Genomic DNA, 12,492 nt, shown 5'->3' with positions numbered 1-12,492 from the left:
CGCGTCTGGCGACGGTGTCGGTGGCCGGCGATACGGTTGGTGCGATCGAATCGAGTACCCAACCATCGCAGTGAGGGACACATCATGAAGATCACCGAACCGACGCTGGGGACCCCGTGTTGGGCCGAACTCGGCACGACCGATGTCGCGGCGGCCGGACAGTTCTATGGCGGCCTGCTCGGCTGGAAGCCGGAGACGGATCCGAACCCGGAAGCGGGCGGCTACACGATGATGCTGCTCGATCAGGACCCGGTGGCCGCTGCCAGCCCGCTCTATCAGGAGGGCCAGCCCGTCGCGTGGACGGCCTCGATCGCGGTGGCCGACGTGGATGCGACCGCGCGAGCGGCCACGGAGGCAGGAGGTTCGGTGATCGCCGAGCCGATGGATGTGTTCGATCTGGGCCGTTTCGCGGTGCTCGCCGACCCGGCGGGTGCGGTCATCTCGATCTGGCAGGGCCGCAAGTTCCAGGGCGCGGCCAGGCTGAACGAGACCGGGGCGCTGTGCTGGATCGAGCTGCGTACCCGGGACACCGCGGGGGCGATCGAGTTCTACCGCACCGTGTTCGGCTGGACGGTCACCGCGGGTGACGGTTACACCCAGTGGGGCCTCGGCGGCACCGACTTCGGCGGCATGATGGCGATGGGTGAGGACTTCCCGGAGGGCATTCCGCCGCACTGGGCGCTGTACTTCGGCGTGGACGATGTCGACGCCGCGGTCGAGAGGGCGACGGGTCTCGGCGGCGCCGTGCACGTGCCGGGCACCGACATCCCCGAGACCGGCCGGTTCGCGGTCCTGACGGACCCACAGGGCGGCGCGTTCGCGGTCTTCCGCCCGCAGGACTGAGCTGGGCGCGGCAGGCCCGATGGGCGGGCCTGCCGCGCGCGGGCTGCGGCTGGCATCATGGCGGAAGTGACTCGTATTCGACTCGTCGCCACCGATCTCGACGGCACCCTGCTGCGGTCGGACCGCACGATCTCACGCCGGACGGCCGCGGCGATGGCGGCGGCGGGGGAGTCCGGGATCGAGATCGTGTGGGCGACCGCGCGAGCCCGCCATTCCGTCCACGAACTCGCGCTCGACTGCGGCTTTCGCGGCAGGGCGATCTGTGCCAACGGCGCGGTCGTTCTCGACCTCGCGGACGGCAGTGCCCTCGTCACCGCGACGACGTCGATCACGACGGATGCGGCGACGACGGCGATGGTTCGGGTGCGGTCGCTCATGCCGGGGGTGGTGTTCGCGAATGTCGGACCGACGAGTTTCGTCGCCGAACCCGAGTACGCCGCGCTGTGCGAATTCGCCGATCATCACCGGCACCCGCACGAGATGGCACTCTCGGAGCTATTGCCCGCGCTGGACGAGCCGATGGTGAAGATCGTGGTGCGGCACCCCGAGGTGTCCAGCGCGGAGTTGTACCGCGCCGCTGTGGCGGCAGGGGTCGACGGCGTCGAACTGACCCATTCGGGCGCGCCCTACCTCGAGATGGCCCCGTCGGGGGTGTCGAAGGCCAGTGCCCTCGCGGAGCTGTGCTCGGCAGGTGGGATCGAGGCGCACGAGGTCGCCGTCGCGGGCGACGGGATCAACGACGTCCCGATGCTGGCGTGGGCGGGGACCGCCCTGTGCCCGTCGAACGCGCTGCCGGAGGTGAGGGCGCTGGCCGACCGCGTCCTGGCCGGCAACGACGAGGACGGCGTCGCCCGCTACCTCGAGGAACTCGTGGGGGCGCCCGGTCGGTGAGCGGCCGGGTCAGGGCACCGCGACCAGCGACACCGTGGTGCCCGCCTCGACCCGTGTTCCGGGTCCGGGGCTCTGGGTGAGGACCAGCGACCGGTCGGAGTCGGTGACCTGCCTGATCTGTGGCACCAGGCCGAGGCCGGTCAGCTCATCGCGGGCCGAGCCCACCGTGCGCCCGAGCATCGAGGGCAGCCGGACCGCGGTCGAGACGATCAGCGTGACGCTCGATCCCGCTCCGACCTGCGTGCCGGTCGACGGGTCGGTACCGATCACATCGCCGCCGTCGACGCCGCTGTCGAACTCTTCGCGGGTCTCGCCGACGGTGATCCCGACGGCGTCAAGGGCGGCCCTGGCCTCATCGGCGGATTTGCCGCGCACGTCCGGCATCCGGACCGGCGGCGAACCCTTGCTCCGGATCATCTGGACCTGTGACCCGACGTCGAGCACCGTGCCCGGACCCGGCTTCAGCGCCGCCACACCGCCATTGGGCACCTTGGTGCTGAAGGCCTCACCGCCCTCGACGGGCACGAAGGTGCGCTCGCGCAGCACCCGGTCCACCTGATCCGGGTCGCCGCCCGCGGGCAGCTCGGGGACCGCGGGCCTGCCGAGCGACACCAGCAGGGCCACCACCGACTCCTTCGGCACCCGGGACCCGGCGGCGGGATCGGTGCCGAGCAGGGTGTCGACCGGGGCGCTGTTCGAGTACTCGCCGCGGATCTCGGCGCTCAGCCCGGCGGCCTCGATCGTCGACGTCGCCGAGGCGCGGTCAAGGCCGTCGATGGCGGGCACCGCCGCGTACCGGCCGGACCCCATCCACCACCCGCCGAATCCGACCGCGACCCCGAGCAGCAGGATCACCAGCAGCCACACCATGATCGTGCGGCGCGAGCGCTGACGCTCGGCCGCGAAATCGGGGAACTCGTACTGGGCCGGGTCGCGACGGTGCTGCCGTGTCGCGCCGGGGTCCACCTCCGACTGCGGGAACTCCGGCTGGCGCGCGGTCAGGTCGGTGACCACCTTGGTCGGCTGCGGGCCTGCGTGCTGGATGCCGGGGTGCACCGCGGTCGGGGCGGCCGACGCCAGTGCCGTCGTCGCGTCGTTCGGTCCGGCCGTGGTCGCCGCGGGCGGTGGCAGCGCGCCCGCGACCTGCATGGCCGCGCTGAGGTGCTGCGCGGATCGTCTCGGGGCGGGTACCCGGTAGGCGGGCAACTGCAGTTGCCGGCTCACCGAACGCAGCGCCGCCGACATCTCGCCCGCGTTCGTGAATCGTTCCTCGGGGTCACGGGCGGTGGCCTCGAGCACCAGCTGGTCGAACTCCGGCGGCACCCCCTGGATCTGGGAACCCGGGCTGGGTACGTCGGCGTTGATCCGCTGATAGGCGATCGAGAGCGAGGTGTCGCCGGTGAACGGCGTTCGGCCGGTGAGCATTTCGAACAGCAACACGCCGGTCGCGTACACGTCGCTGCGGGCGTCGGCGTTGCCGGTGGTGACCTGCTCGGGGGAGAGGTAGGCGGCGGTACCGAGGATCACGCTGCTGGAGGTGGCGTTGGATCCGGCGACCGCGCGAACCAGACCGAAGTCGGCGATCTTGACCTCGCCCGAGTCGGAGATCAGCACGTTCTCCGGCTTGATGTCGCGGTGCACCAGGCCGGCGCGGTGCGCGACCGCGAGCGCGTCGAGCACCGGTCCGGTGACCGCGGCCGCGGCATGCGGCGGCATCGGGCCGCGCTCGCGCAGCAGCTCGCGCAGCGTCCCGCCCGCGACCAGCTCCATCACCAGGAACGCGTGTTCGCCGTCGACGCCCTGGTCGTACACGGCGACCAGCCCGGGATGGGTCAACCGGGCCACCGCGCGGGCCTCGAACTCGAAGCGGGCGACGAACTGGGGGTCCTGTGCGAACTTCGGGTCCATGACCTTGATCGCGACCGGCCGGTCGAGCCGCATGTCGAGGCCGCGGTAGACCATCGACATCCCGCCGCGCGCGATCGGGGAGTCCACCCGATAGCGGCGGTCGAGCAGTGTGCCGATCAGCGCCTGATCTCCTGGCCCCACCCGCGCTTACCCCGTTTCTCTTCTACTCGGTGATCCACCGCAGCAGTTTCGACAATGTCCGCATCGATGGTAGCCAGCGGGCCGCCCGCCCGGTGCCGACGGCGCGGCGGTCGCGATCGCGCGGACCGCCCATGAGGTACCGCGCACCGACCCGATACCGTTACCCATGTGAGTGCAATCCCTTATAGCGACGACGTCCTCGATCCCTCGGTAGAGCTGCTGCAGCTCGCGGATGTGGCCAAACTGCTCGGAATCGTCGTCACCCGGGTGCACCAGATGCTCCGCGACGGCGAGCTGGTCGCCGTGCGCCGCGACGGCGTCATCGGCGTGCCCGCAACCTTCTTCACCGCGGACGGCGAGGTGGTCCGGCTGCTGTCCGGTCTGCTCGTGGTCCTGCGCGACGGCGGTTACAGCGAGGAGGAGATCCTGCGCTGGCTGTTCACCGAGGACGAGACCCTGCCGGGCGCCCCGGCGGACGCGCTGCACACCGACCTCGCCCGCGAGGTGGTTCGCCGCGCCCAGGCGATGGCCTTCTAGGCGCGTCGATTCGATGAGCCCGCCGCCGGGGCTCCCGGGACTACGCTTTCCGCCATGACATCCATGAACGGCAAGGTTGTCCTCATCACCGGCGGCGCGCGTGGTGTCGGAGCGGAGGTCGCCCGTCGGCTGCACGCCAAGGGTGCGAGGCTCGTGCTGATCGACCTGGACGCGGAGCCGCTGCGCGCGCTGGCCGAGGAACTCGGTGGTCCCGATCGCGCGCTGACCGTCGTCGCGGACGTGTGCGACCTCCCGTCGATGGAATCGGCTGTCGCGCAAGGGGTCGAGAAGTTCGGTGGCATCGACGTCGTGATGGCGAACGCGGGCATCGCGAGCTATGGATCCGTCCTGGCGGTCGATCCGGCGACCTTCAGGCGCGTCGTCGACGTGAACCTCGTCGGCGTCTTCCACACGGTGCGCGCCGCCCTGCCCTCGATCATCGAGCGCAGGGGATACGTCCTGGTCGTCTCGTCGCTCGCGGCGTACACCGCCTCACCCGGGCTGGCTGCGTATCACGCGTCCAAGGCGGGGGCCGAGTACTTCGCCAACACCCTGCGGCTCGAGGTCGCCCACCTGGGGGTCGACGTCGGCTCCGCCCACATGGCCTGGATCGACACCCCGCTGGTCCAGGACGCCAAGGCCGACCTGCCCGCGTTCACCAAGATGCTCGCCGCGCTGCCCGGCCCGCTCGGGAAGACGACGTCGGTGCAGGCGTGTGGCAGCCGCTTCGTGGCGGGGATCGAGAAGCGATCGAGCCGGATCAACGTGCCGGGCTGGGTCGGCGCGTTGCGCTGGCTGCGCCCGCTGGTGCAGACCCCGATCGCCGAACGCGACATCCGCAGGCTCGCGCCGGTGCTGGTGCCCCAGATGGACGCCGAGGTCGCCGGCCTTGGGCGGTCGCTGAGTGCCCGCACGCAGGCGCTCGAGCAGGAGTAGCCGCTCAGCTACGGGCCGCCGCGACCGCGGACTCGAGCAGTCGCGGCGCGACCAGCGTCAGCCGCCGCCGCCTCGGCACCACCGCCCGCCGGTCGAGCACCCGGTAACCGCTCGCCTCGATCTCGTCGAGGATCGCGGAGTACAGGTCGAACGCTGCGGTGATCGCGGGCCGCGCCCTCGGCTCGAGCATCGCCAGTCCCGGCCGGGCATCGCGGTAGCCGGACCGGTTCAGTGCGACGACATGGGCGAGGGCCCGCCCGACACGGGGGTCCGTGGCCCCGGTGGACTGGCAGTGGCGCAGCAGGTCGCCGTCCACGCCGAATGCGGACAGCTCCTCCGTCGGCAGGTAGATGCGTCCGCGCCGCAGGTCTTCGCCCACGTCGCGGATGAAGTTGGTGAGCTGGAAGGCCTCGCCGAGCGCGGCGGCCGCGGGCTCGGCCTGGGCGAGCGGCGTCACCGTGCCCAGGATCGGCAGCATCTGCTTCCCGATCGCCGCGGCCGAGCCGTGCATGTAGCCGCGGAGCTCGTCCATCGAGGCGTAGACGGCACGAAATCCGGGCGCACCGGGCAGGTCCATACGCATGGACCCGAGGAACGCGGTGAAGTGATCGAGCGGGATGGCGTACCGGCCGATGGTGTCGGCTACCGCCAGCACGACCGGTCGGACGTCGTCGGTGGGGCTGCCCGCGACGGCGGCCGTCAGCTCGGATTCGATCCTGTCGAGTTCGGCCAGGCAATCGGAGGCGGGACGGCCGGCAGGGGCGTCGATGTCGACGAGGTCGTCCACGGTGCGGGCGAATCCGTACAGCGCGTACACGGCCGGCCTGCGGTGTTCGGGTAGCAGCCGGGTGGCGAGTGCATAGCTGCGGCCGTGCTCGGCCGCCAGCCGCTCGCAGTACCGGTAGGCGGCTCCGAGATCGCTCGCCGCCGCACGATCGTCCAGCGTCGTCATCTCAGTCCCGGCCGGGGGCCGCCCCGGCGCCGGAACGGGTGTCCGCGGCGTCGGCGACGGCGGGCGTGGAGCGCAGGCGCAGCGGATCGACGGTCACCAGCGACTTGGCCGCGACGAGCGCCGCAAAGGTCGCGAGCAGCACGTGCACGAGGGTGTACAGCCCGGGATTGCCGTCCGGCTGGAAGACCAGCATCAGCCACGTGGACAGGCCGACCAGGATCATCAAGGTCGTGGTCGACAGGGCGAAGCCCGCGGCGACGGCGAGCGGCCACGAGTAGTACCAGGGCAGCGCGGCGGGGGAGAGCACCACGATCGCGACCAACGCGATCAGGATGCCCATGACGGCCTCCCGCGGCGTCCGGCGGAAGCGCCACCACACCGCAACGAGGATCACCACCAGCGCGACCGCGGAGATGGCGCGGGTCACCTCCAGCACCGGGCCCAACCGCAGCCCGGTGAACCAGGAGGTGCTGACGGTGACGATGTGCGCCATGATCGTCGGCAGCGAGAGCCAGTTGATGATCTTCGCCGATCCCGACAGCGCGGTGAGCCACCCGATGCCGACGCCCGCGATGGCCGAGGCCGCGGCGAACACGGCGGCGAACACGGCGAGCCCCGCGCCCGCGGTCTTGGCGAACAGGGCCAGCGGCGACGGCGGGGTGCGGCCTTCTGCCACCGCGCGGTCGCGTTCGTGGATCATCCAGATCCAGACCAGGAACGGCAGCGCGACGCCGGCGGTGGCCTTGATGGCGACACCGACCGCGACCACCGCGATGCCCGCGACGTGGCGCCGCTCGAGCACGAGCGCGATGCCGGCCGTCATCAGGCCAACCATCAGCATCTCGTTGTGCACGCCGCCGATCAGGTGGATCAGGACCAGCGGGTTGAGCACCGCGAGCCACAGCGCGGTCGCCTGGTTGCCGCCGAGCTGGCGGGCCAGGTGCGGTACCGCCCACATGGTCAACGCGAGACCGGGCAGCATGGTCAGCCGCAGCAGCATCGTCCCGGCGATCACGTTGTCGCCGGTGATCGAGGTGATGCCCTGGCCGAGCAGTAGGAAGATCGGTCCGTACGGAGCGGTGGTGGTGGTCCAGACGATGCTCACGTTGTCGAGCAGGATGCCGGGATTGGCCACCGGGCCGACCGCGTACGGGTCGAAGCCGTCCCGCAGCAGCGCGCCCTGCGCCAGGTACGAGTACGCATCCCGGCTGAACATGGGCACAGCCAGCAGCAGCGGGGCCGTCCACACCGGGACCACCCAGCGCAGCTCGTGCAGCGTGGTCGTGCCGCGCAGCGTGCAGCGGCCGAGGCGGACCCACGCCGCGATCATCAACAGCACGCCGACCCACACGAGGATCGTCGACAGGATCAGGCCGTGCCCGAAGCGCAGCCAGGACAGGTGCAGCGCCTCGAGGAGCGGATCCTCGCGCCGAACGCTGCCCGAGCCGAAACCGCCGAAGGTGATCATCGACGCGCCGACCAGCCCGAGGATCGCGGCGTGTCCCGCCTCGCTGCGCGCGAACCCGGCGACGGCGCGGAGACGCCCGGCACTCGGGGCCTGGCCGTTACTGTCGCCGGTGTGCGTGTCAGCAGCGGAAAGTGGGGACGTCATCGGTGCGGCTCTTCCCCCATGGCTGTGCGTTGACTGCGGTCCGGCCGGGCAGGACCCGTCGACGGAATGCGTGGACAGCTGGTTAGTTTAGTGGTTCGGTGTTCCGCAGCGGGAAACGCCTATCGCGCGTGGTGCGTCTGTGACCTGGCACGCAGTTCGCCCGCGATCCGCTGGGCGGCGAGCTTCCCGGAGACAAGCACGGTCGGCACCCCGACCCCCGGGGTGGTGCCGGACCCGGCGAGCACCACGTTCTCGGCTCCGGTGTCGAGGTTTCCGCGCCGGAACGGTCCGGTCTGCGCGAAGGTGTGTGCGGCGGCGAACGGGGTGCCTGCGGACATTCCGCGGTCGGCCCAGGTCTGCGGGGTGTCGATCAGGTCAACAAGGAACCCCTCGGCGATCCCGGTGTAGCCGCGCCGCTCGAGCTCGACGAGCAGCTCGCGGACGTACGGCCGCCCGAGGGCGGCCCAGTCCAGCGGGGCGCTGTGCAGGTTCGGGCACGGCGCCAGCACCGACAGTGGCTCGTGCGGCACACCGTCACGGTCGATCAGCAGTCCCGGGTCGGTGACCGCGGGGCGGGTGAGCAGCAGCGACGGGTCGCTCATCAGCCTGCCGCGACCGCGGCGCGCGGTGATCTCGGCGAACGTCTGCTCCCAGGCCGCCCCGAAGTCGATGGTGTGGTGGCCCGAGTCGGTCCAGCGCGCGGCGACGGAGGCGGGGATGGTGCCGTGTGCCACGACAGCGGAGGGAGAGTGCCGGACCGGCCGCCGCGGCAACGTCCGACGCTGCAGCAGGGCACTCCCGCCGCCGAGGTCCGCGGTCAGGACCACGGCGTCGACCTCGAACGCCGATCCGTCGGCAGCGATCACCCGCGTCGCCCGGCCGTTCCTGTAGTCGATCCGGCTCACCTCGGTCCCGAGTGCGAGCGTGCCGCCCGCGGCGGTGAAGGCGCCTGCCATGGCCTCGGCGATCGCCCGCATGCCGCCGTCGGGGAAGTACACGCCCATCGAGGTGTCCATGTGGGCGATCGCGCCGTAGATGCCGAGCGCCCGCGCCGGGCTCAATCCCGCGTAGAGCGACTGGAAGGTGAAGATGCGCTGCAGCCGCGGGTCACGGAGGTACTTCTCGACGCGTGGCCCGAGCCTGCCGAAGCCGCCGATCCGGACCAGCGTCGACAGGTCCGCGAGGGCAGCGCGCGAGCCGACCAGGTCGAGCGGCGAGTCGAAGTTCGCGTCGATGAACCGGTCGAACTCGGCCGTGAAGATCCGCTCCAGCCAGGAGCGCAGCCGGAGGTAGCGGCCCGCCTCGTCGGGACCGCACGCCCGGGCGACCTCCGCAGCCATCGCGTCGGGGTCCGAGTGCACGGCGATCGCCCCGCCGTCCGCGAATCGCGCGTGATATGCCGGGTCCAGCCGGTGCAGGCGTAGCGGCGGGGACACCGACCCGAAGTCGGCCCCGACCGCGGCCAGCGCCTCGGCGACCAGTTCCGGCATGGTGAGAACGGTTGCGCCGCTGTCGATCTGGTAGCCGGGTCCGTCGTACACGCCGACCCGGCCACCGACCGACGGATCGCGTTCGAGGAGGGTGACCGCGCGGCCGGTGCCAAGCAGGTGCAGCGCGGCCGACAGTCCGGACAGCCCTGCCCCGACGACCACCACGTGATCGGTGCGACCCGGGACCGTGCGCAGGCCCACGCCGATCAGGCCGTACGACGGGTGGCGGCCAGCGCCATCGCGCGCAGGTTCTGCTTGGCCGACTCCGTTGCGGTGCTCGTGTCGAGGGCGCGCAGGCCCCTGGCGGTGAGCTCGTCGATGCGGCGCTCGACCTCGTCCACCGCACCGAGATCGGTGATGATCGCGCGCAGCCGCTGCACCTGCTCCTCGGTGAGATCGGTGCCGATGCTGCGCCGCAGCACGTCCGCGGTGCCACGGTCACTGGCGTCGGCCCGCAGCAGGGCCTCGGCGAACAGCACGGTCCGCTTGCCCTCGCGCAGGTCGTCGCCGGAGGGCTTCCCGGTGACCGCCGGGTCCCCGAACACCCCGAGCAGGTCGTCGCGGAGCTGGAAGGCGATGCCGATGTCGGTGCCGAACTCCCGATAGGCGGCGATCAGATCCGGATCGGCCGCGGCGAGGGCGGCGCCCAGGTGCAGCGGTCGCTCGATCGTGTATGCCGCCGTCTTGTAGCGATTGATCCGCAGCGCCGCGGCCACCGACTCGTCGGCGGTCACCTCGGTGCTCACGTCCAGGTACTGGCCCCCGAGGACCTCGGTGCGCATCGCCGACCACACCGGGCCGAGCCGGACCTGGGCGGCGGCGTCGACCCCGGACTCGCGGACCATGTCGTCCGCCCAGGCCAGCGCGAGATCACCGAGCAGGATGGCCACGGATTCACCGAACTTCGCCGGTTCGCCCGACCATCCGCCCGAACGGTGCCGGTCGGCGAACTCGACGTGCAGGGTGGGAAAGCCCCTGCGGGTGCGGGAGGAGTCGATGATGTCGTCGTGCACGAGGGCGCACGCCTGGACCAGCTCGAGCGCGGCGCAGGCCCGCAGCACCGCGGCGGCGTCGGGACCGGTCGGGTCGCCACCGGCGCCCAGCCAGCCCGTCCAGGCGAACGCGGGCCGGACCCGCTTGCCGCCGCGCAGGACGAAGGCCTCCAGCGCGGTCGTGGCGTCGGTGAACGTGCCGCCGACGGCATCGGTGATCGGCCTGCGACTGTCGAAGAACTCGCGCAATGCCGTCTCGACGGCGGCGGGCAGCGACTCGGTGGCCTCGGGGGAGGCGGCGTGGGCGGACAGGGTGTCCTCCTCGGTGATGGCCCCGGGAATTGCCCTGGGAAGGTGATCGACACCCTCACCCTAGTGGTCCGTCGAAGTCGCCCTCGCTGCCCGCCACTATGATTGTCGAGTGACATTCGATGCCGTCAGGGGACGGTCAAGCGAGGGCTGGGTGACCCAGACCCCGTCGATCGTGGACCGGATCGGTTCGAGCGGCGGGCGGATTCCCTTCTCGGTGGAGTTCTCGCCGCCGCGCGATGCCGATGCGGAGGCGCGTCTGTGGCGCGCGGTCCGCGAGTTCGAGCAGATGCAGCCCGCGTTCGTCTCGATGACCTATGGGGCCGGCGGATCGACCAGAGACCGGACCGTGCGCGTCACCGGTGCGCTCGCCGAGGAGACCACGCTGCTCCCGGTCGCCCATCTGACCGCCGTCGGCCACAGCGTCGACGAGTTGCGTGCGATGGTCGGCGCCTACGCGGACCGCGGCATCAGCAACATCCTGGTGCTGCGCGGCGATCCGCCTGGCGATCCGCTCGGCGAGTGGGTCCGGCATCCCGACGGCGTCGAGTACGCCGAGGAACTGGTCCGGCTGGTCCGCGACCTCGGCGACTTCCATGTCGGTGTCGCGTCCTTCCCCGAGGGGCACTTCCGGGCGCCGGACCTCGACCACGACACCAGGTACCTGGTCTCCAAGCTGCGTGCCGGGGCCGAGTACTCGATCACCCAGATGTTCTTCGATGTCGACGACTACCTGCGGCTGCGTGACCGGGTGTCCCGGTACGACGCCGAGCAGGGTGCCAAGCCGATCATCCCGGAGATCATGCCGATCACGTCGCTGCGCTCGGTCAAGCGGATGGTGGAGCTGTCCGGATCGCGGCTGCCGCGCGAGCTCGCGGAGCGGCTGGATCGCGCGGCAGGCCACGGATCCGAGGAGAACCGCGCCGCGGTCCGTGAGATCGGCATCGAGCTCGCCACCGAGATGAGCGAGCGGTTGATCGCCGAGGGTGCACCCTGTCTGCACTTCATCACGCTGAACTTCGCCCGCGCGACCCGCGAGGTGCTGGCCCGTCTCGGACTGGCCACCTCGGTCAGGTAGCGCTTCGCGCCCGTGCGCGTGTCGCGCCCCACCCGGGGTGCAACACGCGCACCGTGCGTCAGCGCCTCGGGTGCCTGCTGAAGTACGCCATCGCGCCGACCACGAGCGCGACGCCAAGCGTGACGCCCGCGACGATACCCGCCCAGCCGGCGAAGCCGCGGGTGCTCGGGTCGGCGTATCGGGTCTCGGCGCGGAGCGTGCTCACCTCGCCGGGCGGCAGCTTCCAGGTCACGATGGAGTCGGCGTCGCGGGTTCCGTTGGTGGTGTTCACCCGCGCGGGGAAGGCGACGCTGAACTGGACGTCGCTGCCGTCGGGCACCGATTTGAGGTCCGCCTTGCCCTCCAGGACCACGACGTCGCCGTTGCGCCGGAAGTCCAGCTGGATGGAGCTGCCGGTCTGACTGGACATCGCCCCGAGCTGCTGCACCTCGCCGAAGGTCAGGTCACTGAAGAAGGCCTGACTACCGACGTATCCGTCCTGCTTGTACGCCTGAACCCGGACCTTCGAGATCAACGAATCCGGCGGGATCAGCTCAGGGCCCTTGTCGTTGTCGTCCGCGGGAACCGTCGCGGCGACGATCTGTCCCGACACCCGGTCGTCGGGTGAGACGCCGAGTGACGCCTGGACCCGAAGGCACCCGCTGAGCACCGGGATGCAGATCAGGAGGAGCAGGGAGAGGGCGAACAGTCGGACGCGGGATCGACTTCGGACATCGGAGTGGGGCTGCTGCACAGCGTTATCGTGCCAGGCAGCCATGCAGGTGTCAGGCGGTAGGGGTACGCGGCGTGGCGGATCCGGTGGC

11 protein-coding genes are annotated in these 12,492 nt (G+C 71.3%); 5 read left to right on the top strand and 6 right to left on the bottom strand.

Translation table 11 applies throughout. The features are described 5' to 3' along the window. Positions 1 to 84 precede the first annotated feature (84 nt). Together C8K38_RS15025 and C8K38_RS15020 are read left to right on the top strand one after the other, a co-directional pair. Positions 85 to 843, top strand: coding sequence for a VOC family protein (locus tag C8K38_RS15025; protein ID WP_097212159.1), 759 nt, complete (start codon positions 85 to 87; stop codon positions 841 to 843). 66 nt (positions 844 to 909) lie between these two features. Further along, entirely contained in the window at positions 910 to 1,734 is an 825-nt protein-coding gene (locus C8K38_RS15020; protein ID WP_097212160.1) for an HAD family hydrolase, read from the top strand. A 9-nt stretch (positions 1,735 to 1,743) separates the two neighbouring features. Here the strand turns inward: C8K38_RS15020 and pknB are convergent, their stop codons facing one another. Further along, on the bottom strand, positions 1,744 to 3,783 hold the full coding sequence (pknB, locus tag C8K38_RS15015) for a Stk1 family PASTA domain-containing Ser/Thr kinase (RefSeq protein ID WP_097212161.1): 2,040 nt from the start codon (positions 3,781 to 3,783) through the stop codon (positions 1,744 to 1,746). Between the two features lie 168 nt (positions 3,784 to 3,951). Between pknB and C8K38_RS15010 the strand changes: the two genes are divergently transcribed. After that, entirely contained in the window at positions 3,952 to 4,320 is a 369-nt protein-coding gene (locus tag C8K38_RS15010) for an Rv2175c family DNA-binding protein (RefSeq protein WP_077041941.1), read from the top strand. A 54-nt stretch (positions 4,321 to 4,374) separates the two neighbouring features. Continuing rightward, on the top strand, positions 4,375 to 5,256 hold the full coding sequence (locus tag C8K38_RS15005) for an SDR family oxidoreductase (RefSeq protein ID WP_097212162.1): 882 nt from the start codon (positions 4,375 to 4,377) through the stop codon (positions 5,254 to 5,256). A 4-nt stretch (positions 5,257 to 5,260) separates the two neighbouring features. Here C8K38_RS15005 and C8K38_RS15000 read toward each other — a convergent pair whose 3' ends face one another. The 4 genes from C8K38_RS15000 to C8K38_RS14985 form a co-directional block, all read right to left on the bottom strand. After that, entirely contained in the window at positions 5,261 to 6,208 is a 948-nt protein-coding gene (locus tag C8K38_RS15000; RefSeq protein ID WP_097212163.1) for a phytoene/squalene synthase family protein, read from the bottom strand. A 1-nt stretch (position 6,209) separates the two neighbouring features. Beyond that, positions 6,210 to 7,820, bottom strand: a complete 1,611-nt coding sequence (locus tag C8K38_RS14995) for an alpha-(1->6)-mannopyranosyltransferase A (RefSeq protein ID WP_097212164.1) — start codon at positions 7,818 to 7,820, stop codon at positions 6,210 to 6,212. A 119-nt stretch (positions 7,821 to 7,939) separates the two neighbouring features. Beyond that, positions 7,940 to 9,517 carry a phytoene desaturase family protein gene (crtI, locus tag C8K38_RS14990; RefSeq protein WP_097212165.1) on the bottom strand — a complete coding sequence of 526 codons (1,578 nt, stop codon included), beginning with the start codon at positions 9,515 to 9,517 and terminating at the stop codon, positions 7,940 to 7,942. Next, positions 9,517 to 10,632: a polyprenyl synthetase family protein gene (locus C8K38_RS14985; protein ID WP_373560259.1), complete on the bottom strand. Its 1,116-nt coding sequence runs from the start codon at positions 10,630 to 10,632 to the stop codon at positions 9,517 to 9,519. The genes crtI and C8K38_RS14985 overlap by 1 nt, the downstream gene beginning before the upstream one ends. Before the next feature lie 133 nt (positions 10,633 to 10,765). Between C8K38_RS14985 and metF the strand changes: the two genes are divergently transcribed. Next, the gene (gene metF / locus C8K38_RS14980) at positions 10,766 to 11,689 is read left to right on the top strand and encodes a methylenetetrahydrofolate reductase [NAD(P)H] (RefSeq protein ID WP_257017505.1); all 924 of its coding nucleotides are present in this window, start codon (positions 10,766 to 10,768) and stop codon (positions 11,687 to 11,689) included. Positions 11,690 to 11,747: 58 nt separating this feature from the next. Here the strand turns inward: metF and C8K38_RS14975 are convergent, their stop codons facing one another. Beyond that, positions 11,748 to 12,446 (bottom strand): LppM family (lipo)protein, encoded by a 699-nt coding sequence (locus C8K38_RS14975; protein WP_097212168.1) that lies wholly within the window; start codon positions 12,444 to 12,446, stop codon positions 11,748 to 11,750. Positions 12,447 to 12,492: the final 46 nt, after the last annotated feature.

The organism is Rhodococcus sp. OK611 (assembly GCF_003050885.1).
Lineage (GTDB): Bacteria > Actinomycetota > Actinomycetes > Mycobacteriales > Mycobacteriaceae > Rhodococcus_G > Rhodococcus_G oryzae.
The sequence above is the reverse complement of the archived record's forward strand: the minus strand, read 5'-3'. Positions and strand labels throughout refer to the sequence as shown.

What these genes read in the sequence shown, in the direction of transcription:
- C8K38_RS15025 (WP_097212159.1), top strand. Translation starts at nt 85, where the DNA reads ATGAAGATCACCGAACCGACGCTGGGGACCCCGTGTTGGGCCGAACTC.
- C8K38_RS15005 (WP_097212162.1), top strand. Translation starts at nt 4,375, where the DNA reads ATGACATCCATGAACGGCAAGGTTGTCCTCATCACCGGCGGCGCGCGT.
- C8K38_RS15000 (WP_097212163.1), bottom strand. Translation starts at nt 6,208, where the DNA reads ATGACGACGCTGGACGATCGTGCGGCGGCGAGCGATCTCGGAGCCGCC.
- C8K38_RS14995 (WP_097212164.1), bottom strand. Translation starts at nt 7,820, where the DNA reads ATGACGTCCCCACTTTCCGCTGCTGACACGCACACCGGCGACAGTAAC.
- C8K38_RS14975 (WP_097212168.1), bottom strand. Translation starts at nt 12,446, where the DNA reads ATGGCTGCCTGGCACGATAACGCTGTGCAGCAGCCCCACTCCGATGTC.